Consider the following 24796-nt stretch of genomic DNA (forward strand, 5'->3'; position numbering starts at 1 on the left):
GGCAGGGGGCTTGCCCGGCTTCACGATTCTTCCGGTCTCCATTGATACTCGCTTTCCCGATCGGGAATTCTGCTAGGCTACCGGGCGGTTTGACGGGTTTGCCTTCCCGATCGGGAATGTGGGTGGCGGTAAATGAAGAAATCGCCTATGAGATTCCCGATCGGGAAAGGAGTTTCACGGTGATTGAGGAACAGGCTCACGACTACGCCCGTAGGCTCGGCGCTCTGATCCGAGCGCGCCGCGAGGCTGTCGGTCTGCGAATGGAAGATCTCGCAGGGGCTGCCGGCGTCGGCGTGCGCTTCATTCATGACCTCGAAACCGGAAAGCCGAGTTGCCAGCTCGGGCGGTCGCTGGCCGTCGCCGCGTCGCTCGGCCTCGATCTGATCGACCTTCTGGAAGAGGACGAGGCGCGTCGCCGTGACCCCGCGCCGGAGCAGTAGACGTGCTGACCATCTATAATGAAAACGAGGAGGTCGGGCACGTCGAGGACGACGGCGGCTTTGTCTATTCGCAAACTTGGCGCGGACGACGCGGGGCCTTCCCGTTGTCCGTCACCATGCCCTTGGCCGAGCGGGAGGTCGAGCCGAGCGTCTTTCTCACCTGGGCCGCGAACCTGCTTCCGGAGGCTGACCAGCTCGTCATGGTGGGGCGCAGCCTTGGCGTGTCGCCTGGCGACACGATCGGTCTTTTGGAACGAATCGGACGCGACACCGCAGGCGCCTTGTCTTTCGGTGCGCCCGGCGGCCGCACCCGGTCCGGCTGGGCGCCCATCGCGCGCGATCAGGACCTCGAGCGGATCATCGACGAACTGCCGAGGAAGCCGTTTCTAGCAGGAGACGACGGGGTCTCCATGTCGTTGGCGGGCGTGCAGTCCAAGATCGCCGTCGGGCGCGACGAGCAGGGCCGACTCTACATTCCGGTAGACGGCGCGCCCTCGACCCACATTCTCAAGCCCGACAGCGATCGTTTGCTCGGAAGCGTACCCAACGAGGCCTTCTGCCTGACCCTGGCGCGACGTTGCGGATTGCGTGTTCCTTCCGTGACCACGGGACGCGCCGGAGGACGATCCTATCTCCTGATCGAGCGCTACGACAGGCGCGCGATCGGCGACGAATGGAGGCGCCTCCACCAGGAAGATTTCTGTCAGGCGCTCGGCCTGCCGCCAAGCGCCAAATATGAGCGGAACCGGACCGGGCCGAAGGGACCTTCCGCCGCCGACATGCTGATGGTCGTCAGGAAACATGCATTGGCGCCTGATGTGCTCGCGCTCCTTGACGCCATCGTGTTCAACATCCTTGCATGCAATACTGACGCACACGCCAAGAACTATTCGCTCATGGTGACGAATGGTCGTCCGACATCAGCGCCGATCTACGACGTCATGTGCGCTTCCGTATTCGACGGGATCACGCCGAATTTGGCGCAATCGATCGACGGTAAGACCCGAGGCGATCACCTCAGGCGCCGACACTGGACGCGATTCCTGCAAGCGGCAGGCTTCGGCGCCGCGCCGATGCTGCGGCGCATTAACGCCTTGGCGACACGGGTGCTGGCGGAACTCCCGTCCGCTCAAGCGGACGTTACGGCGATGGCTGCCGGCGGGGCCGGACTGAACGAGGTCGTAACCGCAATAAGGCGCAGAGCCTCGATGATTCTCGAGGGATTGGCCGATCCCGCGGACCGCGCCGACTGAAAGGCGCGGGTGGCCTCGATCCTACGGTCCTCTGAAGCAGAGGGGCTGCGTCGCGCCTTTTCGCCAGGCCTCGATCACGCCCGCCGTGAAGACGATGAGCAGCACGAAATAGGGCGTCTCCAGCGCTGCGATGTAGCCGCGCGGCAGGAGGGAAACGTCCAGAGCGGCGCCGACATGCACCAGCACGGTCAGGAGCTGGACCCCGCCCGCCGCGAACAGCCACCGCCGCCGACCGCCCGTGCGGATCAACAGCACGATCAGCAGCAGGAGCACGGCCGTATCGACCACGGCCACGGCCCAGAAGGGCGGCGCGGCGTTCGGCGGCGGCTGCAACCGGGGCGAGATCAGCACCGCGAGGAGATTGCCGATGACGGCGGCCTGTTCGGGCCGGCCGCCCTTCCACAGCGCGAATCCCGTCACCGCGAGGGTCAGCCAGAAGCCCGCCGCCCCCATCCATTGTTCGACCGCGAGCGCCATCCCACGCCGATTGACGCGGCGCCGGCGGCGCGATGTCAAGCATCGGCGACCAGGCGGGGGCGTGCGATGGAGGCGGTCGGGCGAATCTGGGCGGCGTCAGGCTTTTCCAGGCCTGTCCCCTGCAGCGTCGTTGGCCTGACGCCGATGTGCGGCGCGGCGTCGGCCAGCGCCGCGTGCATCGTCATCGCATGGCCGCGGGCCTGGCCCAGGGCCTCGACGGTCCGTGTCGCGGCTGCGACCGCCTCATGGCCGAGAACGGCCGAGAAGCCATGGGTGCGCCGGATCGCTGAAGCCTGCGCGATCAGCAGCGCGGCCTTTTCCAGGGTCGTATCAAGCGCCGCCTCGGTCTCGAACAGGGCGTCGGCGAGGGATTGGGCGATGTCGCGTCGTTGCATGGGGCGTCCGTCTCGCGCTGGCGGCGCAAGTCCTTTGTCAGAGAGGGATGGGGCGCCGCTGGGCCCGTCAGCGCTGGGCCAGCAGGGCGGCGTCGATGGCTTGGGTCTGGTGGCCGAGCGAGAGGGCGACCGCGAGCGCGCCGACGAGGCAGACGCCGAGCAGGACCGCTCCCAGGGCCGTGACGATCAACCGGCCGAGCGTCCGGTTCAGGACCGGCGTAAGCGCGGCGCGTTCGGAGGGCGGTCGCTGTCGGGTCCCAGCACGAATGCGATGCAGATGATCTCGCGAAGCAGATCGAGCGGCGAGAGGTTGCGGCTGTGTCTCCGCGTCTCGTCCAGCAGATACTCCACCGCGTCCTTCTGCGCTCGTGTCAGCGCCAGGTCGTCGAACACCGTCTCCACGTCGCCCCAGGTGTAGCGCGGCAGCGGAATGACCGGCTGGGGCATGGGCTCCTCCTTTCGCCGAGGGATCGAAACCCGATCCCGACCCGGACGAAAGGGCTTCCGGTTCCCTAGGAGACCGGTCTGCGTAGTCCATACGTAACGCCGCGCGATAGAGCGCCGCGGCTTCCTCGCGGTCGCGCAGGCCGAGCTTCTTCAGCGCATTGTAGATGTGGGTGTCGGCCGTGCGCGGACTCATCGTCCGTCGGCGACCGATCTGTTTGGAGGTCAGGCCGTCGGCGACGTCGCGAAGGCATTGCTCCTCGCGCGGGGTGAGCCGGTCGAGGTCAACCATCGCCGCCGCCCGGGTCGTCATCCGCCCGGCCTGTGACATGTGGGTCCGCCGACAGAGCGAGCGCCTCGACGTAGCGGAGCAGGGGTTCGCGCTGATGGTTCGGCAGGACCGACCAGGCCTGGAGCAACCGCGCGCGTTCGCCGCCGTCTTCGCCCTCGTCCCAGGACTTGAGGCCGATAAGCGCCGGCGCCGTGGTCGCCAGCGCGAGCGAGAGCTGGTGCAGCCGTGAGGCCGCGACGCTGTTGCGTCCGTTTTCATACTTCTGGATCTGCTGGCACGAGACGCCGATCTTCGCGCCGAGCGCCGTCTGGCTCAGGCCGAGTTCCTTTCGCCGTCGCCGAACGCGCTCGCCGATCGCGCGATTATAGTCCTGTTTGCTTTGCGAATCCGGCACGTCGGTTCTCCTGACGCTCGATCGGCCATTTGGCCACGCATCGTCCTGCCGCGGCAACCCTGCGAGCTTGCGGCCGCCGCCGTGCCCGCGCTTCAAACCCCCGCAATGTCCCTTGGAGGGAGACGCACGGGGTTCGAAAACTTGTAGTTTGCGACGCCAGAAATGATGCGCCGACAGGTATTTGGCGAAAATTCCGGTCAATCCGTGAAGATCGCTCCATACGCTGACGCTTATGCTTGGCCGGCGGCGACATGCCGCGCGCCGTCGACCGGCGACCGAAAGGAGGGGCATGCGCGAAGCGCGGACCGATTGCTGTCCTCCCGCTTGGAAAGAGCGCGACGCCTACGATCGGATGCTCGAGCTCGACCTGGCGGGATGGACTTGGGAGGCGCTGCGTCGTCGGCCCGACGACGCGGGCCGCATCCTTCCGCTTGTCGGGACTCGGCTGGTGCGGCGCTCTCCGCCCCTACGAGTATTCGAGACCCAAGCCGAAGACGGACCGGAGATTTGGGGTTGGCGATTTCCGCGGCCGCCGGTCGCCGGCGTCGGTCTTCTGGCGCGCCGATCTCGACCCGGCCGTACTGACCGTGCGCGCCGCTCCCGTCGCAGCGGCCGATGGCGACGCCTTCCGGTTGGACCGACTGCCGTGCCGGGCGATCGTCCGCCGTTTCGGCGGCGGACGGGAGCAGATCATCATCGGCGAAGGCGTTCGGTCCATCCGGATCGAAGTGAGGGAAGGGAGCGTGCTGAGCGGACCGGTCCGGCTGGCCTACGACCTCGCGGGGTTCGTCGATCTCGATATCGGACTGCGGGTGCTCGGCCAGCTCGAAGCCCTCCACCGGTTCGACCGTTTGTTGCCCACGCTCTTCCGGGGGGAACCACGGGCGCACCGTTGGGCGATGGCCCTTCGGGCCTGGGACGGTCGGCGAAACGGCGCGAGCCAGCGCGAGATCGCCATCGCCCTGTTCGGTCCTGATCGCGTGACGACCGACTGGTCGACGGGCGACGACATGAGGAAGCGCATTGTCCGCCTGCTCCGCACCGGGGAGCGGCTGATCGCCGCAGCGGGGCCGGAGTTGCTTCGCCGGACGGCGCCGTGAACCGGACGGGACTTGCCGCCGGGCGGCCGGGCTTTGTGTCGCGCCCCGCGCACGATCCGCTACTGCGGGTTGTGGCCCCCAACGCAAGGTTGTCACAGGAATGTGAACAGCGTTTGGATTGCGGCGTTACGTGAGCTCTGCTGAGCTTCGAACGGCAGCGCTGCCCGACGCAACCACCCCTTACATGGAGTTACGATTGATGCGTGCATTGTCCTATTGCGAACTCGACCTTGTCGTCGGAGGCCAATCCAGCGGCCAGACCGGCGGCCAGACCCCGGCGCCCAGCTCGCCGCCTTCGAATAACAATGGCCAGACGACCACCACCACCACCCACAACAATACGCGCGGCGGCCAGGTGAACTACAACATCAACCAAACCCCCACAGGCGTGACCGGATCGGTCGGGGGCAGTTACAGCTGGAGCCGGTCGGAAACGACGGTCACCGTCGTCACGACTCCGAACTTCCCTCGCGGCAATGAGCGCGGCCCGGCGGCCGATCTGGCTGGGCTTTATTGAGCCTCGTGCGCGGCGGCGGATTCCATATCCGCCGCCGCGCGTTCAAAGTGCAGGCCATGGTGCGACCAACCCTTCTTTCCGGACTGGCGCTCGCCGCGCTTTCGGCAGGCTGCCAGCATCCCGCCTGGGCTGCGCAGGCGAATGCTGAAACGGACTTCGTTCAGGCCCGTTCAGCCGTCGCCGCCATCGCGGCGGGCCAGGTGACATGCAGCTACCCCGGCGACTCCGTCGTTCGTTTCATCGGGGAAAGCGGGCCGTCGCTCACCGCCTGCGTCGAACGTTTCGCCGGGCGAAGCGGGATGACCCTGATCCTCAGTTCACCGGGCGGCGATGCCGCGGATGCGATCCGGGCAGCCGAACTCATGACCGGGCGCGGTTGGACCGTGATCGTTCGCGGCATGTGCTCCTCCAGCTGCGCGAACTATCTGCTGCCCGTCGCCGCGCGCATCGAGGTTGAGCCTTACTCGGCGGTTCTGCTGCACGGAGCGCCCTACGATGAGGAGGGTGTCTATCAATGGTTCCTTCCGGGCGTTCTCGAACGCCAGCGGGCGGCGAACCCGAATGTCAGCGATGCGATGATCGATCAGGCGCGGCGCTTCACCCGTGAACAAGCGCGTCTTCTCGTCGAGCGGCACAAGGCGTTCGCGGGTCAGAGGACCGTAGATTCAGGCTGGTACGATCTTTCCGCCTTCCCGCAGCCCGAGGGCGGGTTCGGCGGACGCACCTTCGCCATCGTCGACCCTGACTTTCTACGATCCAGTCTACCCAACCTCGAAATCGGGCGCTTCTGGTTTCCAACCTCCGCTGCGGAACGGGACGCCCTGGCTGAGGTCATCGAAGGAACGCGCATCATTTATCGCGCTGGGTACGAACCCGCGGGGTGATTTGGGCGAAGAATGGAGTGGCATACATTTGGCGGCTTGTTGTTCTGAAGCCGCTGTATTTACTTTCTTAATCCTAGGAGAATGAACATGCGTGCACTCGATTATCTCGAACTCGATCAGGTCGTCGGCGGCCAGTCGAACACGACCACAGCAAACCAGAACGGGCCGGGGACGACCACCACCACGACCGGCAGCTCGCGCACCGTCACCGTCGGCGCTGACGCGACGATCGGCTCGGACGGCTCGATCACCGGGGGGCGCATTTATGTGTCGGTCGCTTGGGGCGACGGGCCGTCGACCGGCGGCGGAGGCGGCGGACGGAGCGCGCCGATGGGCGGCGGCTCGGGCATCGTCAACATGCCTGTTGTCGAGATTAACAGGCCGTCGGACGGCGCACGGCAGACGCAGCCCGCGGCGGATCTCGCCGGCCTCTACTGAGCAGAACGGCGGGGCGGGCGATCAGGCGCCCGACCCGCCATCGTTCGGAACGACGACACGCCTCATGTTTTTACGCCGCCACGCCCAAAGTTTCCTTCTCATCGCCGTCGCCCTGATGCTGCCCGCCAACGCGCTCGCGCAATCGGGCGAGACGGAACGGGCGGGTTGGCGAAACGCCAAGGCTGCCGTGGACGCCGTCGTCGCCGGTCGCCGCCTCTGCGAGGTCCAGTCCGACAATCGCCTACGCTATATCGGTCCGATCGACGCCGGCCTGGCCGACTGCCTCGCGGGTCTCGCCGATCGACGCGGCGTCACGCTCGCGATTTCCTCGCAGGGCGGCGACGCCGAGACGGGGATCGACGCCGGGTATCTGCTGCAAGGCCGGGACTGGACGGCGGAGGTCCACGGCCTCTGCGCTTCCGCGTGCGCCAACTACATCCTTCCGGCGATGCGGGCGGTCGCCGTCGAGCCCTTCTCTGCGGTCCTTCTCCACGGCGGAGCCGATGACGAGGACCTGATCTATGAGGCGGCTGTGGACCAGATTCTCGCCCGGCAAAAAGCCGTCGCGCCCGACGTCGACGAGGCGACGGTCGCCGAGGCCCGTGTGTTCACGCGCGACCTTGTGCGCACGATCGTGGCCGCTCACCGCCGCTATGGGGAGGACTTGGGCGTATCATCGGCATGGTTCTCGCTCACCGGATTCCCAACACCGGAAGGCGGTTACGGGCCGATGGGATTTGCGCTCGCCGACCCGACCTTTACGGCCGCCGCGCTTGGCCGCGTGAGGGTTCGATCCTTCTGGTTTCCAACGACCGACGAGGATCGGCGGCTCTTGTTCTCACTGTTCCCCGATACGCACATCGTCGTCAGGGAGACGACGCAATAGCGGCGCGGTTCTGATTCTCGAGGCCGAGGCGGCTTCCGGCCAGCCGAAGGCCGCGCGCGCGAGTTTCCGCACGGCGACGGGTCTCGACCCGAACAAGGCCGACCGCGCGGCGGTGAACGCCTGCTGCGCTGAATGGGAGCCTTATCGGCAAGAGGATAGCGGCGCCTGTGATCGCGTGCGAAGTCCTGGCGATCGGCGACGCCCGCATTCTGTGGCTGCCCGACAGGATCGGGGAACTGCCCCCGTCATCGAAAACGCCGAAGAAAAAAGCCAGCGAAACCCCGGCCGCGAGCACGGCGCCTTGCGACTGGGTGGCGTTTCGCGACCGCGCGGGCTGGCGATGGGTGGGCGGCTGCCGGCGACCCGGCTGCGGCGGACGCCGTGCGGGTCTTCAGCCGCCAGGCGCTCTACGACAAGCCGTAGGCTCAGTCTCATGGCCGGGCGCTCGCGGCGCCAGCTCACGCCGCGGCCGCTGCGCCTTCGCAGCGTCGGCCGACGTCGCCGCCGTGGGACAGTCCGGGGCGATGCGTGGGCGAAAGGTCACCGCTTCGCGCCGTTCGAGAGGGGCGACGAACGCGGGCGCGCGCCAGGCCTGACGCCGCAGAAACCCCAGGCTGCTGTTGTCGAAACAGCCTGATAGGAGGAGGATGACCGGAGGCGGCGGCCATGCTGGATCAGGCCAGGGTCGTAGTTCGACAGGCGAGCGGCGAAGAACGGCTCGATAATGAGGAAGAGGACCGTGACGCAGCACCGAATCTACTCCACGAGCTTCGCCAGCGTGTATCCGCACTATGTCGCCAAGGCGGAGAAGAAGGGTAAGACGAAGGCGCAGGTCGACCAGATCATTCGCTGGCTGACCGGTTTCAGCGAGGTCGAACTCGAGGCTGAGCTGGCCGCACAAACCGATTTCGAGACCTTTTTCGCCAAGGCGCCTGCGCTCAATCCCGCCCGCTCCCGGATCACCGGCGCCGTCTGCGGCGTCCGCGTCGAGACGATCGACGAGCCGCTGATGCGAGAGATCCGATACCTCGACAAGCTGATCGACGAGCTGGCCAAGGGCAAGGCGATGGAGAAGATCCTGCGGACCGAGGCTGCGCTCTGAAGCTTCGCTCTTAAGGCGACGACCACGCCGATAATCGAGCGCTCGGCTGTAGATAGGCGAATTGAGAGACGTGCGCTGGGCCTTATGCGCGACATGTTCAGCAGCACGGGCTCGATCCACCTTACCAGTGCGCTCAGTTCATGTTCCAGCTTCGGCCGCGCGTGACGGACCGCGCGGCTTACGCGCCGTCATCGCTCGGCGGGGTCTGGTCGGACCAGGGAAGGATAGGACGTCGCCGCGAGTACTCGGTCCACGTCGTGACGTCGAGGATCAGCCGATATTTGTCGCGCAAGCGCTCGAACATCAGCCGGTCGCGCGGCTCCGGCTTGCCCGGTTTCGCCGCTTTCGACTTGAGATATCGACCGAGAACGGCGAGCAGAAAATCCGGCGCGCTGATCCCCAGATGCGGCTTCGAGACGAACTGGACGGCGAAGTCCACCGGGCGACGGTCGTCGCGCGCCTTGAGACGGTCGAAGGCGTCCTGGATCAGCCCTTTGACCCTGTGCGCCGAGACCTTCTCGTTCTGCTCGATGTAAAAGGACGCGAGCTGACTTTCCGCGGCTTTCAGGCGTCGCTCGATGATTGCGCCGAGCAGTCGCAGATAGGTCTCCTCGTAACGACTGGGGTCGTCACAGTCGGCGAAGGCGACATAGCCCTCGAACCGCATCCCCTCGAGCCGCCTGACATAGGCGATGCGAAGGTCCTCGGTGGCGTCGACGAAATGCAGGCCGCGCTTGCGCAGGGCCGCCGGGTCTCCGTCCAGATACATGTCCGCCAGCGCGGCTTCGAGAACCTGGCCGGCCTCGATCGCCATTCGGGGGCCGTGCTGGCTCACCGCCATGCCGATCGCCAGGACCTTTTGTCCGCCGCGGTCGAATTCCGCCTCGTCCACGAAGATGAAGAAGGGCGCCCGGTGCTGACCGCGCGGCGCGAAGCTCGGCTTCATGCCTTCATCCTGCAACGCCTTGCGCCACTGCGTCCTCAGGCGGGGCGCCATCGCGGGCTCGTGGTGGGCGACGAACCGGACCAGGCCGTCGACGCGGTTGACCTCCTGCTGGATGACGCGCGCGTCGTTGACGCCGCGATGCCGGAAGTGGTCGGCGATGCCGAATTTCCCGGCGTAGTAGAGTTCCTGCCGCAGCCGGCGCTTTCGTTCGCGCGGAACGTGAGGCTGCGCCGGGTCGCTGATGCTCAGCCCGGTCACATAGTGCGCCTGGCCGATCTTGGACCGGCGCGTCTTGTCCTCCGCCAGCACGAAGCCTTGCGCCTCGACAACCGACCGCAGCGCATCGATGGCGGGGAGCTGGTCATCCCCCGAGAAGGTGAGATCGTCGGCGTACCGCGTGTAGGTCGCGTTCGCTCCGCTCGCCAAGGCCGCGCAGGCGAGATCGAGAGGAAGCGCCACGGCGTTCGAGATCACCGGGCTGGTGGGCAGGCCCAGCGGCAGGCCGCCGCCGATCGTGACGAATCGCGCGAGCAGCTCGGCCACGTCGGGAACTAAACCCAGCTTGGTGAACAGGGCGGCGACGCGATCCGTCGTGATCGAGGGGAAGAAATTCTCCAGGTCGGCGTTCAGCAGCGCCGAGCGCCCCGCGTGAGCCGAAGCGTTCTCCCGGATGTTGCGGCCGGGGCGATAGCCGTAGACGGCGTCGTGCGGATAGCCGGGCAGGGCGATGCGGAAGAAGGTCTCGAGCCGGCGCGCCAGCGTCCGATATCCGGGCTTGCCCAGCAGCGGCTCCCACACCGTTCGATGGCCGCGCCTGCGATTCCGCTTTGGAATGTCGTGGCGAAGGAAGACCGGAATGTCCTCGATTGAAGCGGCGTCGGCGGCTCGCTGGAGGGCTTCGATCTGCTCTTCACGGGTCCTGGGAGGATCGAAGGCGAGGATGGCCTCGAATGTCGCCTCGTCGGTTCCGATCGCCGTGATCAGCGCTTCGCGGGTCGTGACGCGTCGAAAATCGGCGGGAAACGTCATGGACGGCGCGCGCCGAGAGGGGCGGCACGCGATACGAAGCAAGTGGTGCTGAATACAGCAGACGCGACTCGCGCCTTGAACCTTATAGCCATGCCGCCCCCACGGCCGTTTATAGGCCCATACCCCTGAAGTTCAAGGCGAGCACATGACCGGGCCTGCCTGCTCTTTGCAAGGCAAGTCATCGTAAGGGGAAGGCCTTCCCCTGAGCGGGAGCCCGCCCGCGGTCTCCCGCTACCCCTTCGAGCAGGGGGCTTCGCCCCCCGCAACGCCCCCCATTGACGGTCGCCGCGCGTTCGCGCGGCGGCTTTGTTTGGGCCTCTCCCTGAAGCGGGGGGTGGCCGACGCGCCCTTCTGGACGCGCCCCGGCGCGCGCCAAGCGGCCGTTGGCCGCTCCTCCGCTTCGCTTCGGCCCCGTGGGTGACGCCCGCCTTGCAGGGCGCGTCCGGCAGGACGCCTTCGCCGTCCACCCCCCGCTTCCGGGAGAGGCTGTGGGGTTTGGGGCGGGGAAGGAGGATCGCCATGCGTAAGGACAGCCAGCCGCAGCGCCGCCCGAAAGGGAAAGGGAAAGGGAAGGGGCGGGCTTCGCCCGCCGCCGAACCGCGCGCCAACCTCTATGACGAGGTGACGGCCAAGATCATCGCGGAACTCGAAGCCGGGACCTTTCCATGGGTCCGGCCGTGGGGCCGCGCCGGGGCGGGACGTCCCGGCCTGCCGAGAAACGCCGCCACCGGCCGCCGCTATTCGGGCGTCAACGTCCTGCTCCTGTGGGGCGCGGGCTTTTCCGAAGGCTACGCCTCGCAGAACTGGCTGACCTTCCGTCAGGCCCTCGCGGCGGGCGGGAGCGTCCGCAAGGGCGAGCGCGGGACGACCGTCGTCTACGCCGACCGCTTCACCCCCGAGGCCGAGAAGGAGCGCGCCCGCGAAACCGGCGAGGACGCCCGCGTCGTGCCCTTCCTCAAGCGCTTCACCGTCTTCAACCTCGACCAGTGCGAAGGGCTGGACCGGCTCGTCCCCGAACCTGCGCCGCTTCCCGAACGCGAGATCGTCCCGCGCGCCGAAGCCCTGATCGCCGCCACCGGGGCCGATGTCCGCATCGGCGGCGAACGCGCCTACTACCACCCCGGCGAGGACTATATCCGCATCCCGCCGCAGCCCGCCTTCTTCGACCAGATCAACTACTACCGCACGACGCTGCACGAACTGATCCACTGGACCGGCCACCCGACCCGGCTCCGTCGCGACCAGTCGGGCGGCTTCGGAACCCCGGCCTACGCCCGCGAGGAACTGGCCGCCGAACTCGGCTCCGCCTTCCTGTGCGCCGCGCTCGGCGTCGCCCCGACCGTGCGGCACGCCGACTATCTGGCCAGTTGGCTGACCGTCCTGCGCTCCGACAATCGCGCCATCTTCCGCGCCGCAGGGCAAGCGTCCAAGGCCGCCGACTATCTCTTGGCCTATGCGCCAGAGGCGGACGAGGCCGCCGCGAGCGTCGCCTGTGAGATGGGGAGGGCGGCGGCATGATCCTCCTGACCCCCGAGCTTCGCGCCGCGCTCCTCGCCAACGCCGCCGCCCATCGTCACGCGCTCCAATCCGGCGCGGTCGAGCCCGACCCTGTGCCCGTCGTCAAATTCTTCAGTCCGGTCGGCGCGGCGACATGGCTCGCGACCGAACTGGATGAAGACGGCGACACCCTGTTCGGGTTGGCCGACCTCGGCTTCGGAACCCCCGAACTCGGATCGTTCAACCTTGCCGAGATCGAGAGCGTCCGCCTGCCGTTCGGGCTCGCCATCGAGCGCGACCTGCATTTTTCGACCCATTTCCGGCTGTCGGTCTGGTCCGCCTGGGCGCGCCGCGCCGGGTCGATCATCCGCGCCGAAGCCCTTCTGCGCCGGGCCAGCCCGCTCGGCGCGTTCCCCGATCCGAGCGCCGACCCCGGCCAAGGATGAGCGCGCGGCTCTTCCCGCGTATCCCGGCCCCGCCCGTCACTCTGGAGGAGATCAAGCGGACGGGGCCGGTCACTCCCGAAGGAGAGACTGTCATGCAACTCGCAAACATCGACCTTGGCAAGCTCAGCGTGTCCAAGCTGAACATGCGCAACGGCAAGGCCCCGCCCGACGTGTCGGACATCCTGCCCACCGTGCGCGCGCGCGGCGTCCTCGTGCCGCTTCTCGTCCGACCCTCCGGCGAAGGCGAGACTTTCGAGATCGTCGCGGGCCGTCGCCGCTATTTCGCGGCGCGCACCGTCCTCGAGGAAGGCGGGGAGGTCGAACCCCTGCCGTGCGCCATCATGGAGCCCGGCGACGACGCCGCCGCGCTCGAAGCCTCGCTGATCGAGAACATCGCCCGCCTCGACCCCGGCGAGGTGAACCAGTGGGAGACCTTCGCCGGACTGATCCGAAAGGGACGCACCCCCGAACAGATCGGCCAGACCTTCGGCCTGACCCTGCTCTACGTCCGGCGCATCCTCGCGCTCGGCAATCTCCTGCCGGGCATCCGCGCCCTCTACGCCGCCGACAAGATCGACGCGGCCACCATTCGTCACCTGACGCTCGCCAGCCGCAGCCAGCAGAAGGACTGGCTCGCTCTCTACGACGACCCCGAGCAATATGCGCCCACCGGCCAGTCCCTCAAGGCGTGGCTGTTCGGCGGCCAGTCGATCCCGACCAAGGTCGCGATCTTCGACCTCGACGCCTATCCGGGCCGGATCAAGGCGGACCTGTTCGGGGAAGACGGCTATTTCGAGGACGCCGACACCTTTTGGACGATGCAGAACGAGGCGGTGGCGGCGCTGCGCGACCGCTACCTTGAAGACGGCTGGTCCGCCGTCGAGATCATGGATACGGGCGAGCATTTCTACAGCTACGACCATGAGAAGACGCCCAAGGACAAGGGCGGCAAGGTGGTCATTTCGGTCAGCGGGCGCGGCGACGTGACCGTCCATGAGGGCTATCTTTCGGGCAAGGAGGCCCGGCGCGCCCGCGCCGCCGCCGCCAAGGCCGAGGCGCAGGCGCAAGGCCTGCCCCCGGGCGCAGGCAAGCCCGAGACGACCGGCGTCATGCAGGACTATATCGACCTGCACCGCCACGCCGCCGTGCGCACGGTGCTGGCGGACCATCCCGCCGTCGCCTTCCGGCTGCTCGTCGCCCACGCCGTCTCCGGATCGTCGCTGTGGACCGTGCGGACAGCCGACCGCCGCGTCCGCAACGAGGCCATGGCCGACAGCGTCGAGACCGCGAGCGCCGAAACCGTCTTCGACGCCAAGCGCCGGGCCGTCCTCGCCCTGCTCGGCTTCGACGCCGAGGACGAAAGCGTCGCCCGCGCGCAGGCGCGCGAGACGCCGGTCGTCGAACTCTTCGCGCGGATGGTGAAGCTCTCCGACGACGAGGTGTTCGCCGTCGCCGCCGTCATCATGGGCGAGACGCTGGCGGTCGGCGGCCCGTTGGTCGAGGCGGTCGGGGCCTACCTCAAGGTCGATATGGCCGAGTGGTGGACCCCCGACGACGCCTTCTTCGGCCTGCTGCGCGACCGCGCCGTCGCCAACGCCCTGCTGCGCGATGTCGGCGGCAAGCGGATCGCGGACGCCAATGTCGCGGAGAAGGTGAAGACGCAGAAGACCATCCTGCGCGATTTCCTCGCCGGGTCGGGCGGACGCGCCAAGGTGGACGGCTGGACGCCCAAGTGGATGGCCTTTCCTCCCGCTCGCTACACCGACCGGATTTACGCTCCGGTCGATCGGTGGGGGGCGGTCAAGACCGTCATGCGGCGGCTGCCGCCGCCGCATGCGCTCGAACCTGCGCCCTACGCCATCGCGGCGGAATAGCAACGGGACGGGCGGCGGCCTCCGCCGCCCGTTTCATCGGCCCGAAAAATCGCGCGCCGCCCGGCGCCCCTGCAGGGGGCGCCGGGCGGCGCATTCTTTTGGTCAATCCTCCGAAGGTGGTTCGTCTCCATCGCTCGTCGGAGGAGGAGGCGGCGGCGCTGGAGCAGGCAGATCGACGCCGCTCTCTTTTAGGATGCGCCAGGCCAGTTCGATCTCGCCTGCGACCGGCATGGGCGTCCCGAACCGCTCCAGCCACATCGCTGCGATGGATTCAAAATCCGAGCTTTCCGTCACGTCGATGCTTCCCCGCTCGCCATGACCCTAGGTCAGAATGCGCCCGAAGACTGCAAAGGAGTGTAGCGCGCCGCGAGGCGTTCGCTCGGGCCGGTGGCGGCTCGGAGTGCGGGTCCTGCGGGGACGCTCCGAGCCGCCGGCCGCGGTACCGGAACAGCGGCGCGTCGAGCCTAGAGAAAATCATCGCAAGGTCCATGGGGAAGCGGCCCGGTGCGCCGCAAGGGGGGGCGAGCTGGCGCGCCGGGCCGCACGCATTTCCGAGCGCGGAACTGCAACGGCTAAGCGTTCGGGCGCGGGGGAGGGTTCCCTCATCATGGCGGGATGCACCCCGCGACGTCGGTATTTCAGTTGATACCTCGCGTCATTCGTCTAGCGTCCGCGCTTCCGAATGCTGGGAAGGGGAATGTTCATGACCGACGACGCTGCGCCGACCGCCAGCCTCATCGACCTGACGGCCGATGTTGTCGCCGCCTATGTCGCCAACAACACGGTCGCCGCCGCCGAACTGCCGCGCCTGATCGCCTCGGTTCACGAGGCGCTCGCCGGGGCCGCCGCGCCTGCCGAAACGGTCCTCGACGAACCCGCGCCGGTGCGCGCCGTCACGGTTCGCAAGTCCCTTGCGAACCCCGACCGCATCCTCTCGATGATCGACGGCAAGCCCTACGCCAGCCTCATCCGCCACCTTCGCGCCCACGACCTGACGCCTGACGACTACCGCGCCCGCTATGGTCTCGCCGCCGACTATCCGATGGTCGCGCCGGGCTATTCGGAGAAGCGCCGCGCCGCCGCCAAGGCCATCGGCCTCGGCCGCAAGCCCGGTGAAACGCCAAAGCAGGCGGGCCGACCGGCGAAGGCGGCCGCCGCTCCAGCGCCCGCCAAACCCGGCCGCAAGCCGCGCGGGGCCAAGACGAGCGGCTGACCGGAACGCCGCGCCGTCGCCCGGGGGGGAAGACTGTCATTGAGTTGAGGCGCGCCGGACCAGCGATGCGCGCGCCGTGAAGCGTCAACGGGGTCATGTCATGCGCCGTCATCCGGCGTGATGGCGGTAGCTCCGACCATGCGGGGCGAGCCGATCCATCCGACTTGGGCTTGAACCTACGTCCGCGCCGTGCCGTCCGAAACCGGGGCGCGGGCCTCTTTTCCCCGGCGGCTGCGCCGCTTCCTCGCGGCCGCTTCGCTCCAAAACAGGCCCGCGCCTCCGGTCCGCCGCTACGCTCCGGCCCCAAGGGGTTCGTGCGGCCCCGCCCGTCCGAGACGGTTCGCCTGTCGTCGGGGATCGGCCCCGACGCACGATCGGAAAGGAACCGCAACATGTCGCTCGGAACCGTCGTCTTGAACCCCGAAACCAACAGCTATGCCGGCGGGCTCGCCCTCCTGGGCCGCCGCCAGCCGCTTCCCATCGCCATCGTTCCCAATGTGGAGAAGAAGCGCGACAACCAGCCCGACTACCGCATCTGGTCCGGCCCCAGCGAACTCGGCGGGGCGTGGGTGCGGGAAGGGCGCGAGTCGAAGCGCCCCTATGTCTCGGTCCGCATCTTCCACCCGCAGATCGGCGACCAGCCCATCTACGCCACCCTCGGCAAGGCCGCCGGGCAGGATGATGAAGACGTCTTCGCCATCATCCCCAACAGCGTCGTCTGAACGTCGCAGCCCCCGCGCCCGACCGGCGCGGGGGTCCTTTCCGGCGTTCGGTCCGCGCCCCGGACGTTTCGCCGGGGGCGCCTGAACGGGCCTGCCGGACGGCGTCGATCCCGTCTTCCTTCGCGCGCAGCCGGACCCGCCTTTCGGCGCTCCGGCCCGCGAAAGGAGACCGACATGACCGACAAGGATGAAGACGACGCCGTGGCGCGCGCCGCGCGCGCCCGCAAGGGAAGCCCCTTTCTCTCGACCGCGCAGGCCGCCTGGTATCTCGGCCTCGACAGCCGCACCCTCGACAATATGCGCGGGCGCGGCGAGGGGCCGCGCGCCCGCCGCCACGGGCGCTATGTCCGCTATCACATCGACGATCTCGACCACTGGTCGCTGACCAACCGCAGCAAGGTGCGGGGGCGGTTCGATGTCTGATCGCGCCCCGTTCCCGTTCGTCCGCTGGCTGGCGCGAAGCCGCGCCGCGGACCGCCGGGCGCGCCGCTGGCTAGGCGCGGCCGCCGCCGGGGCGACGCTCGTCGGCCTGTCCGCTGCGCTCGATTTCGGCGTCCGGCCCGCGCCGCGCCTCGTCTGGAACGCCTCGGCCAGCGCGCCGGTCGGCCTCTGGCGCATCGATCCGCGCGCGCCCTTTCGCGTCGGCGACATGGTGCTGGCGTCGCCGCCCGCGAGCGTTCGCCGCCTCGCCGCCGAGCGCCGCTACCTGCCCATGAACGTGCCGCTGCTCAAGCGCGTGGCCGCCGCCGACGGCGACCTCGTCTGCGCGCTCGGGCCGTGGATCTACGTGAACGCCCGCCTCGTCGCGACCCGCCGCGAGGCGGACCGGCTCGGCCGACCGCTGCCCTGGTGGCGCGGATGTCGCCGCCTGAAGAACGGGGCGGTCCTCCTGCTGATGGACGCGCCGGACTCCTTCGACGGACGCTATTTCGGACCCGTCCCGCGCGCCGCCGTGATCGGAAAGGCGACCCCGCTGTGGCTGCGCTAAAGCGCGTCGCGCTCGCGCTCGTGCTCGGAATGACCGGCGCGCCCGCCGTCGCCGACCCGGCGCCCGCCGCCCCGGTCGCTGCCGTCGCGATCCCGCCCGCCGTCGCGCGATGGACGCCGCTGATCCGCGAAGCATCGCGCCGGTTCGGCGTGCCCGAGGCGTGGATCGCCGCCGTGATGCGCGCCGAAAGCGGCGGCCGGACCCATCTCGACGGGCGTCCGATCGTCTCGCGCGCAGGCGCGATGGGCCTGATGCAGGTGATGCCCGGCACCTACGCCGCGATACGGCGGCGGTACGGACTCGGGTCCGATCCGCACCATCCGCGCGACAACATCATGGCGGGGACGGCCTATCTGAAGCTGATGCATGACCGCTTCGGCTATCCCGGCCTGTTCGCCGCCTACAACGCCGGTCCTGGCCGCTACGTCGAGCATCTGGCGACCGGGCGGCCGCTTCCCGGCGAGACGCGCGCCTATATCGCCCAGCTCGCCCGCGGGCCTGCGACGCCCGAGATGCCGCCCGCCATCCTGTCCGGCGAGAGCCTGTTCTTCGCGCTCACCCGACCGGCGGCGTCGACCTCCGCCCCGCCGGACAGGATGGCGTCCGACAGTCTGTTCGCGGTGCGGCGACCGCTGGACGAGCGTCCGTGAGGCGAGGGGGATGTCCGCTCAGACTCGCCCATCATCCGGCGCGGGGCGGACCGCCTCAAGGACGACGGGGCCCCACCATTTTTCCCGGCGGACAGACGTCAGCCTTCCCGATCGAACGCCGGGCGCGCCGGGAAAAATCGTTTCCCCCATCGCCGCTGCGCGGCCGCTTCGCGGTCCCTGACCCGGCCCGCCCCGCGCCGGAAACGACCCCTGTCTTTCACTCGACAGGAGGTTCAAATGACCTTGGAACAGCATATCGAAGAACTGCGCGCCGAGCTTCGGGGCGTCCTTGATCCGCGCGAACTGCGTCAGATCGCGGCCGAACTGGAAGCCGCTGAAGCCCAGCGGGCGATGCTCGAAACGGCGTCGCTCGAGCTTCTGGAGCAGGGGTGATGAGCCCCTGCGACCGCGCCGAAGACCGGCGCGAACTCGCCCGGCTCCTGAAGGGCCGGGCCGAAATGGAGGCCGATGCGATGGCGCTCGAAGCCGAGTTCGGGACGACGCGCAGCGCTCGGCGCCGAAGCGCCATCAATGACGATCTCTATCTTCTCATGCTGATGAGGGTATCGCTCGACTGGAAGATCGAGGTCATCAAGGCGCGGTTGAGACAAGCGCGAGGCTGATCCAGCGGAGAGGCGGCGCTTCGGCGTTGCTTCCCTTGGTGCCGCGGACGGGGAAGGAGCCGTGCGGGCTGCTGGGGAGGGCGCAGGAGGAAGGGGAGGCTATGGCAAGATAAAGCAACAGCGCCATCTCTTCGGGATGGCGCTGCAAGTGATTGTCTGCACATCGTTTTTTCAGAAGAGAAATGGCGCCATGTTCGGCGCGATGGCGCCATAGGGCGCCACAAGCCCGCAACTGCTGGGTTTCCGACGGCGCCATGGCTCTTAAGCGCGGGGTGAGCTCATGGCGGTGTTGATCTAAGCTCCGCCGTGAGTAGGGATGGCTGCGACGTGTTGGGGGATTTTCATTGTCTGAAGTCGAAGAACTGTTTGCCGTCGTTGATGCTTTGGAGAAGATCGCGGCGGTCAGCGACGAGCCGGAGGTAAGGAAATCGATCCAGGCGATCGGCGACGCGTGCAACGCTGTGCATGAAGTCTTTTCCGGATCGTGGATTGGCTATCACGCTCGAACGTACCAGGAAGGCTTTGAGGCTGAGCCCGGAGCACGCTTCGACAGCGAGTGGGGAGTACGCGGGAGCGGCTTGAGCGGAACGACAGGCCGATGGGTGCAGTATGGTCGCGACGCTGTCCGTCGGTACATATTCGGGCAAGCCGGATATGACTCGCTCGGTGAACTGCCCGATCGCGCCAGCATCATCGAGCGAGATTTCGAACGGCTCAAAAGCCAGGCCATATCCATCCTTTCCAGCGCGCTTTCCGAACGCGATGACACCTATCTCGCCAAGCTCAAGACCGACCTCGAAAAGGTGAAGGTCTTTTCAGCGCATGAAGCCGCTCAAGCCTGGCAGCCGAGCGGTCAGTATATGACGCGAGACTCCGAGGCCGCCGCTGGCGGCGTATTGACGCCGGCGCATATCGCGTTGCTCGGAGAGATCACGGCCATCGCCACCGTGTTCCGTGCCGGCCGGGAGGCCGCCGAAATCGTGCGGCAGGCTGCCTCCCACATGGAACGGAACGCTCGGAAGACACGCCGCGTGGACCGGGTGGGAACGAACATCTTCCTCGGCCACGGCCGTTCGCCCCAATGGCGGGAGCTGAAAGACTTCATCCAAGACCGCCTTCATCTGCCTGCGGATGAGTTTAACCGGGTGCCCGTGGCTGGCGTGACAAACATCGCCCGGCTCGCCGAAATGCTCGACGCCGCCGCCTTCGCCTTCATCATCATGACCGCTGAAGATGAAACCGCTGAGGGCACGATGCAGGCGAGGATGAATGTCATCCATGAAGTCGGTCTGTTCCAGGGACGTCTCGGATTCACCCGCGGCATCGTCATGTTGGAGGAGGGATGCGAGGAATTCTCCAACATTCAGGGATTGGGCCAGATTCGATACCCTAAAGGCCGCATCTCGGCCGCCTTCGAGGATGTCCGCCAGGTGCTTGAGCGTGAAGGTCTCATTTCGTGAGCGCCTAGTCGGCGATGCAAATTTCGCCTGGGTCAAACGCTTCCGTGCGTTCGAACGCATGTAGGTGTCGTTTCGGTTTTGCCCGGCGGGGGCGATAGGGAGTGTTCGACTTAGCCGGAGTTTAACGCTGTGTCCGACGAGGACGATCTTGAGCCGCGCCTAGGCCGCATCCGTTCGCTCGGGAAGGCGCGCGGTCGCAGCTATGTCGGCCGCGTCGTGAAGGCGGCGAATCTGGCGCGCGGCGGTGCAGCGTCTGGATGGGGCAGGCGGGGTTTCTCTGGGGCGCGGATCGGACGCGGCGCAGGCGTTGGCCGCGTCCTCGCCTCACGCGACCGCTTCTCGGCGCTGCGTCAGCGCCGGGTGATCATCAAGTCGCGCATCGTGCGCCTCGACGGTCCCAAGGGATTCGCTCCGGCGCGCGCGCACCTACGCTACGTCGAGCGTGACGGAACGACGCGCGACGGGGGACCGGGCCGGCTCTATTCGGCGGATGCGGACAGTGCCGACCGCCGGGCCTTTCTCGATCGTCAGGACGGCGACCGGCACCACATGCGCTTCATCGTCTCGCCCGAGGACGGCGCATCCTACGACGATCTCAAATCCCTGACGCGCCGCCTGATGGAGCAGGTCGAAAAGGATCTCGGGACGAAGCTCGATTGGGTCGCGGTCGATCACTTCAACACCGCCCATCCGCACACCCACATCATCGTGCGCGGAAAGGACGATCACGGGAAGGACCTCGTCATCGCCCGCGACTATCTCTCGCACGGGATGCGCGAGCGCGCCGCCGAACTCGTCTCGCTCGACTTGGGTCCGCGCAGCGACATCGAGATCACAGACAGGCTCGGTGCGGAGGTGTCGCAGGAGCGGCTAACGAGCCTCGACCGGCGGCTCCTTCGCGACCTCGACGCCGGGGGCGTCGTCGTGGCGTTCGAGCGCGATCCGTTCCAGCAGACCTTGCGGGCTGGCCGGTTGCAGACGCTCGGCCGTCTCGGCCTGGCGCGCGAGCTGGGGGCAGGGCGCTGGGCGCTTGCGCCGGACTGCGAGGAGACCTTGCGGCGTATGGGCGAACGCGGCGACATCATCCGCACGATGCAGCGCGCCTTCACAGCCCATGGCGTCGAACGTCCGGGTCTGGACGCGGTGATCGCCGATCCGTCCTCGATGCAGCCGATCGTCGGACGGGTGATCGAGCGCGGCCTGTCCGACGAACTCAACGATCGTCACTACCTGATCGTCGACGCCGCCGACGGCCGCGTCCACTATGTCGACATCGGACGCGGCGAGGCGACGGAAACGCTTCCGACGGGCGCGGTCGTGCGCATCCGAGCGACGCCCACGGGCGCCCGCGCCGCCGACCGCACCGTCGCCGAGATCGCGGCGGCGAACGGAGGCCGCTACAGCGTCGACCTTCATCTCCGTCACGACGCGTCCGCGACGCAGGATTTCGCCGAGACGCACGTTCGCCGGCTCGAGGCCATGCGCAAGGCCGGCGCCGGGGTCGAGCGCGAAGCCGACGGCCGCTGGTCGATCGCGCCCGACCATGTCGCGCGGGCGGCGGCGTTCGAGGCCGGGCGCGCCAAGGCCGCGCCGGTGGCCGTCGATAGGCTTTCCACGATCCCGCTCGAACGGCAGGCTACTTTCGACGGTGCGACCTGGCTCGACCGCCAACTGGTTGCATCCGCGCCCGAGGCGACGCGCGACGCGGGGTTCGGGCAGGAGATCGCAGAGACGAAGGCCCGCCGGATGCGTTGGCTCGTGGGCCAGCAGTTGGCCGAGGAGGATCAGGGCAAGATGGTCTATCGTCGGGACATGCTCGCCCAGCTCAGGCGGCGCGAGATGAGCCGCATCGCCGGGACCCTCTCGGACGAACTCGGTCTGGGCTATGTCGAGAGCCGGTCGGGCGACCGGATCGAGGGCGTCTATCGTCGGCCGGTCGATCTGGCCTCGGGGCGCGTCGCGCTGATCGAGAAGTCCCGCGAATTTACCCTCGTGCCCTGGCGGCCGGTTCTCGACCGCCATGTCGGCCGGACGGTGTCGGGCGTGATGAAGGGTGACGGCGTCAACTGGACGATCGGGCGTGGGCGGGGCGGGCCGTCGATCACCTAGGCAGGAGGCGATGTGCTGATGAGTGATTGCAAGAGGGCGGGCGCCTACCTGGCGTTGGCGCGCGACTATGCCGAGGCGGCAGGCGTCGTCTTGGGAAAGCGGGCCGATCTGCGCTCCTACTGGCACTTGATCGCCCATGCCCTTGAGTTGGCGCTCAAGGCCCAGATTCTGCGTGTCGACGGCGAGGAGGCGTGGCTGATGTCGTCGGTCGGCCATAGTCTTGAAAGAGCCATGACGACAGTCGTGCGAAACGGGGCGTCAGCCCCGATACCACGGGACATCGCTCACTTGATCGAAGTGCTCGACGCTCCCCACTCCAGGCAGGAACTGCGCTATCCGTCTCTTCTTGGCTCTCCTGTCTGTTTCGCCCCCGCCGCCGCGCACGCGGCGCTTGCCGGGCTTTTGGAGATCGTAGACGGCGACCTCGCAATCGCGAGGCGCGGTTCCTGACCGGATGGGCAGCCTGGCGCGTCCGTGCGCTTGAATGCGGATAAGCAGTCTAACGATTCGATCCGCATGACGGGAGTCTCGCCTCGCCGCCCGCGCGCGCGTTGGCCGGCGGCGGAGAAACACCGTGACCCCTACCAAACTTCTCGTCGGCCAAATCCTCGTCTGCTTCGCCATGGTGACCCTCGGCGTCTGGGCGGCGACGCAATGGGCGGCCGCGATGCTCGGCCATCAACCGCAACTCGGCCCGCCGATGTTCACCCTGTTCGATGTCCCGGTCTATCGTCCCTGGGCGCTGTTCGGCTGGTGGTTCCATTACGAGGCCTATGCGCCCGACGTCTTCGACCGGGCGGGGCTGCTGGCGGGGGCGTCAGGCTTCCTCGCCTGCGCGGCCGCGATCGCCGGCTCGCTCTGGCGCGCACGGCAGAACCGCAAGGTGACGACTTACGGTTCCTCGCGCTGGGCCACGCACAGCGAGATCGCGCGCGCCGGATTGATGCAGCCGTCCGGGGTCTTCCTCGGCGTCAAGGACGGCGACTATCTGCGCCACGATGGTCCCGAGCATGTGATGGCCTTCGCGCCCACCCGTTCTGGCAAGGGCGTCGGCCTGGTCGTGCCCACCCTTCTGTCGTGGACGGGTTCGGCGGTCATTCATGACATCAAGGGCGAGAACTGGACGCTCACCGCGGGGTGGCGGGCCCGTTTCTCGCATTGCCTGATGTTCAACCCGACCGACCCCCGCTCGGCGCGCTACAATCCGTTGCTCGAAGTCCGCAAGGGTCCGGACGAGGTGCGCGACGTTCAGAACATCGCCGACATCCTGGTCGATCCGGAAGGGGCGCTCGAACGGCGCAGCCACTGGGAGAAAACCAGCCACTCCCTGCTGGTCGGGGCGATTCTCCACGTCCTCTATGCGGAGGAGGAGAAGACGCTCGCGCGCGTCGCCAGTTTCCTGTCCGATCCTCAGCGCAGCTTCGCCCATACCCTGCGTCGGATGATGGAGACCAACCATCTCGGCGCGCCTGAAAATCCGATGGTTCATCCGGTCGTGGCGTCGGCGGCGCGGGAGGTGCTGAACAAGTCGGAGAACGAGCGGTCCGGCGTTCTGTCCACGGCGATGTCGTTTCTCGGCCTCTACCGCGATCCGGTTGTGGCGGAGACGACCTCGGCCTGTGATTGGCGCATCGCCGACCTTGTGGACGCAGCGGCGCCGGTCTCGCTCTACCTCGTCATTCCGCCGTCGGACATCAGCCGCACCAAGCCCCTTGTCCGCCTGATCCTCAACCAGATCGGACGGCGCCTGACCGAACGGCTGGAGGGCGATCCGCAGAAGAGACGGCGACACGACCTGCTGATGATGCTCGATGAGTTTCCCGCCCTAGGGCGACTGGACTTCTTCGAGACCGCGCTCGCCTTCATGGCCGGCTACGGCATTCGCGCCTATCTGATCGCGCAGAGCCTCAACCAGATTTCCAAGGCCTATGGCGAAAACAACGCCATTCTCGACAACTGCCACGTCCGCATCGCCTTCAGTTCGAACGACGAACGGACCGCCAAGCGGATATCCGACGCGCTCGGCACCGCCACCGAGCTGCGCGCCCAGCGCAACTACGCCGGCCACCGCCTCGCCCCCTGGCTCAGCCATGTGATGGTCAGCCGACAGGAGACGGCCCGCCCGCTGTTGACGCCCGGGGAGATCATGCAGCTTCCGCCGGCCGACGAACTGGTGATGGTGTCCGGCCTCGCGCCGATCCGGGCGAAGAAGCTGCGCTACTATGAGGACCGCAACTTCAAATCACGGGTTCTGCGGCCTCCGGAACTCGCAGACGATGGGTATGCCGACCGCCCCGCTGCGCGTTCCGACGACTGGGGCGGTCAGGTGCGCGAACCGCATGTCGCGCTCGTCTCTCCGGACGAGGACGAACTGATCGCGGCGATCGCAGAAGAGGGCGGTCTCCAGCAGCAACGGCATCCGGGCCTTGCCGAGGAAGGCGCCGAGGCGACGCAGGAGCCCGAGGTCCACGACGCGGCTGCGACCGGCGAGGACGACGGCGATCCGGCGCTGGACCGGCGCGCGCTGACGGCGCTGAGGAATGTCTCGCGCGCTCACGCGATGAATGAGGCGACGGGCAAAGGAGACGACCTGCTGCCCGATTTCTAGGCCTGGCGT

The 24796-nt window shown here is 67.7% G+C and carries 29 protein-coding genes and 1 pseudogene; 22 read left to right on the forward strand and 8 right to left on the reverse strand.

Going from position 1 to position 24796, the window contains the following annotated elements; genetic code table 11:
* Positions 1-116 precede the first annotated feature (116 nt).
* Positions 117-440 (forward strand): helix-turn-helix domain-containing protein, encoded by a 324-nt coding sequence (locus AC3IPP_RS07695; RefSeq protein ID WP_003165176.1) that lies wholly within the window; start codon positions 117-119, stop codon positions 438-440.
* A 2-nt stretch (positions 441-442) separates the two neighbouring features.
* The gene (locus AC3IPP_RS07700; RefSeq protein ID WP_003165175.1) at positions 443-1693 is read left to right on the forward strand and encodes a type II toxin-antitoxin system HipA family toxin; all 1251 of its coding nucleotides are present in this window, start codon (positions 443-445) and stop codon (positions 1691-1693) included.
* A gap of 21 nt (positions 1694-1714) precedes the next feature.
* On the opposite strand, the gene AC3IPP_RS07705 is transcribed toward AC3IPP_RS07700, so the two are convergent.
* The 6 genes and pseudogenes from AC3IPP_RS07705 to AC3IPP_RS07730 form a co-directional block, all read right to left on the reverse strand.
* Positions 1715-2170: a hypothetical protein gene (locus AC3IPP_RS07705; RefSeq protein ID WP_003169286.1), complete on the reverse strand. Its 456-nt coding sequence runs from the start codon at positions 2168-2170 to the stop codon at positions 1715-1717.
* Between the two features lie 35 nt (positions 2171-2205).
* A complete protein-coding gene (locus tag AC3IPP_RS07710; protein WP_003165173.1) occupies positions 2206-2565 on the reverse strand; it encodes a hypothetical protein in 360 nt (119 codons plus the stop codon).
* Positions 2566-2632: 67 nt separating this feature from the next.
* On the reverse strand, positions 2633-2755 hold the full coding sequence (locus tag AC3IPP_RS07715) for a hypothetical protein (protein ID WP_003165172.1): 123 nt from the start codon (positions 2753-2755) through the stop codon (positions 2633-2635).
* Positions 2756-2772: 17 nt separating this feature from the next.
* Complete coding sequence (locus tag AC3IPP_RS07720; RefSeq protein WP_003165171.1) at positions 2773-3012, reverse strand: hypothetical protein; 240 nt, start codon at positions 3010-3012, stop codon at positions 2773-2775.
* Positions 3013-3184: 172 nt separating this feature from the next.
* Positions 3185-3340: pseudogene (locus AC3IPP_RS07725) on the reverse strand (LuxR C-terminal-related transcriptional regulator); the annotation flags it as partial.
* Complete coding sequence (locus AC3IPP_RS07730) at positions 3294-3896, reverse strand: helix-turn-helix domain-containing protein (protein WP_244911846.1); 603 nt, start codon at positions 3894-3896, stop codon at positions 3294-3296. The pseudogene AC3IPP_RS07725 and the gene AC3IPP_RS07730, both read right to left, overlap by 47 nt.
* Positions 3897-4126: 230 nt before the next feature.
* Between AC3IPP_RS07730 and AC3IPP_RS07735 the strand changes: the two genes are divergently transcribed.
* From AC3IPP_RS07735 to AC3IPP_RS07760, 6 genes are all read left to right on the forward strand, one after another.
* On the forward strand, positions 4127-4795 hold the full coding sequence (locus tag AC3IPP_RS07735; RefSeq protein ID WP_003169287.1) for a DUF2285 domain-containing protein: 669 nt from the start codon (positions 4127-4129) through the stop codon (positions 4793-4795).
* A gap of 199 nt (positions 4796-4994) precedes the next feature.
* Positions 4995-5312 (forward strand): hypothetical protein, encoded by a 318-nt coding sequence (locus AC3IPP_RS07740; RefSeq protein WP_003165168.1) that lies wholly within the window; start codon positions 4995-4997, stop codon positions 5310-5312.
* A 5-nt stretch (positions 5313-5317) separates the two neighbouring features.
* Positions 5318-6196: a hypothetical protein gene (locus tag AC3IPP_RS07745; RefSeq protein ID WP_112999862.1), complete on the forward strand. Its 879-nt coding sequence runs from the start codon at positions 5318-5320 to the stop codon at positions 6194-6196.
* An 87-nt stretch (positions 6197-6283) separates the two neighbouring features.
* Complete coding sequence (locus tag AC3IPP_RS07750; RefSeq protein WP_223850734.1) at positions 6284-6634, forward strand: hypothetical protein; 351 nt, start codon at positions 6284-6286, stop codon at positions 6632-6634.
* 64 nt (positions 6635-6698) lie between these two features.
* The gene (locus AC3IPP_RS07755) at positions 6699-7520 is read left to right on the forward strand and encodes a hypothetical protein (protein ID WP_003165165.1); all 822 of its coding nucleotides are present in this window, start codon (positions 6699-6701) and stop codon (positions 7518-7520) included.
* A gap of 724 nt (positions 7521-8244) precedes the next feature.
* Entirely contained in the window at positions 8245-8622 is a 378-nt protein-coding gene (locus AC3IPP_RS07760; RefSeq protein WP_003169290.1) for a DUF2200 domain-containing protein, read from the forward strand.
* A gap of 178 nt (positions 8623-8800) precedes the next feature.
* On the opposite strand, the gene AC3IPP_RS07765 is transcribed toward AC3IPP_RS07760, so the two are convergent.
* Positions 8801-10639 (reverse strand): reverse transcriptase family protein, encoded by a 1839-nt coding sequence (locus AC3IPP_RS07765; RefSeq protein ID WP_489177456.1) that lies wholly within the window; start codon positions 10637-10639, stop codon positions 8801-8803.
* A gap of 477 nt (positions 10640-11116) precedes the next feature.
* Between AC3IPP_RS07765 and AC3IPP_RS07770 the strand changes: the two genes are divergently transcribed.
* The 3 genes from AC3IPP_RS07770 to AC3IPP_RS07780 all read left to right on the forward strand — a co-directional run bounded on the left by AC3IPP_RS07770 (position 11117) and on the right by AC3IPP_RS07780 (position 14414).
* Positions 11117-12115, forward strand: a complete 999-nt coding sequence (locus AC3IPP_RS07770; RefSeq protein WP_003165162.1) for an ArdC family protein — start codon at positions 11117-11119, stop codon at positions 12113-12115.
* Positions 12112-12540, forward strand: a complete 429-nt coding sequence (locus tag AC3IPP_RS07775) for a DUF2958 domain-containing protein (RefSeq protein WP_003165161.1) — start codon at positions 12112-12114, stop codon at positions 12538-12540. The genes AC3IPP_RS07770 and AC3IPP_RS07775 overlap by 4 nt, the downstream gene beginning before the upstream one ends.
* A 92-nt stretch (positions 12541-12632) precedes the next feature.
* Entirely contained in the window at positions 12633-14414 is a 1782-nt protein-coding gene (locus tag AC3IPP_RS07780) for a ParB/RepB/Spo0J family partition protein (protein WP_003165160.1), read from the forward strand.
* 102 nt (positions 14415-14516) lie between these two features.
* Here the strand turns inward: AC3IPP_RS07780 and AC3IPP_RS07785 are convergent, their stop codons facing one another.
* Complete coding sequence (locus AC3IPP_RS07785; protein ID WP_003165159.1) at positions 14517-14708, reverse strand: hypothetical protein; 192 nt, start codon at positions 14706-14708, stop codon at positions 14517-14519.
* Between the two features lie 409 nt (positions 14709-15117).
* Between AC3IPP_RS07785 and AC3IPP_RS07790 the strand changes: the two genes are divergently transcribed.
* The 11 genes from AC3IPP_RS07790 to AC3IPP_RS07840 all read left to right on the forward strand — a co-directional run bounded on the left by AC3IPP_RS07790 (position 15118) and on the right by AC3IPP_RS07840 (position 24787).
* Positions 15118-15627: a Ros/MucR family transcriptional regulator gene (locus tag AC3IPP_RS07790; RefSeq protein ID WP_035285349.1), complete on the forward strand. Its 510-nt coding sequence runs from the start codon at positions 15118-15120 to the stop codon at positions 15625-15627.
* 392 nt (positions 15628-16019) lie between these two features.
* Positions 16020-16349 (forward strand): DUF736 family protein, encoded by a 330-nt coding sequence (locus AC3IPP_RS07795; protein WP_076222615.1) that lies wholly within the window; start codon positions 16020-16022, stop codon positions 16347-16349.
* Between the two features lie 174 nt (positions 16350-16523).
* The gene (locus AC3IPP_RS07800; protein ID WP_003169778.1) at positions 16524-16772 is read left to right on the forward strand and encodes a helix-turn-helix domain-containing protein; all 249 of its coding nucleotides are present in this window, start codon (positions 16524-16526) and stop codon (positions 16770-16772) included.
* Positions 16765-17337 (forward strand): S26 family signal peptidase, encoded by a 573-nt coding sequence (locus tag AC3IPP_RS07805; protein ID WP_076222614.1) that lies wholly within the window; start codon positions 16765-16767, stop codon positions 17335-17337. The genes AC3IPP_RS07800 and AC3IPP_RS07805 overlap by 8 nt, the downstream gene beginning before the upstream one ends.
* 29 nt (positions 17338-17366) lie before the next feature.
* A complete protein-coding gene (locus AC3IPP_RS07810) occupies positions 17367-17987 on the forward strand; it encodes a lytic transglycosylase domain-containing protein (protein ID WP_223850733.1) in 621 nt (206 codons plus the stop codon).
* Between the two features lie 237 nt (positions 17988-18224).
* Entirely contained in the window at positions 18225-18380 is a 156-nt protein-coding gene (locus tag AC3IPP_RS07815; protein WP_003168654.1) for a hypothetical protein, read from the forward strand.
* Entirely contained in the window at positions 18380-18610 is a 231-nt protein-coding gene (locus tag AC3IPP_RS07820; RefSeq protein ID WP_003168653.1) for a hypothetical protein, read from the forward strand. The genes AC3IPP_RS07815 and AC3IPP_RS07820 overlap by 1 nt, the downstream gene beginning before the upstream one ends.
* A 344-nt stretch (positions 18611-18954) precedes the next feature.
* Positions 18955-20070, forward strand: a complete 1116-nt coding sequence (locus tag AC3IPP_RS07825; RefSeq protein WP_003165154.1) for a TIR domain-containing protein — start codon at positions 18955-18957, stop codon at positions 20068-20070.
* Positions 20071-20199: 129 nt separating this feature from the next.
* Entirely contained in the window at positions 20200-22179 is a 1980-nt protein-coding gene (gene rlxS, locus AC3IPP_RS07830) for a relaxase/mobilization nuclease RlxS (protein WP_003168652.1), read from the forward strand.
* An 18-nt stretch (positions 22180-22197) separates the two neighbouring features.
* Positions 22198-22629, forward strand: a complete 432-nt coding sequence (locus AC3IPP_RS07835; RefSeq protein WP_003168651.1) for a hypothetical protein — start codon at positions 22198-22200, stop codon at positions 22627-22629.
* 124 nt (positions 22630-22753) lie between these two features.
* Positions 22754-24787, forward strand: coding sequence for a conjugal transfer protein TraG (locus tag AC3IPP_RS07840; RefSeq protein ID WP_003168650.1), 2034 nt, complete (start codon positions 22754-22756; stop codon positions 24785-24787).
* Positions 24788-24796 lie beyond the last annotated feature (9 nt).

The organism is Brevundimonas sp. KH_060 (assembly GCF_057838275.1).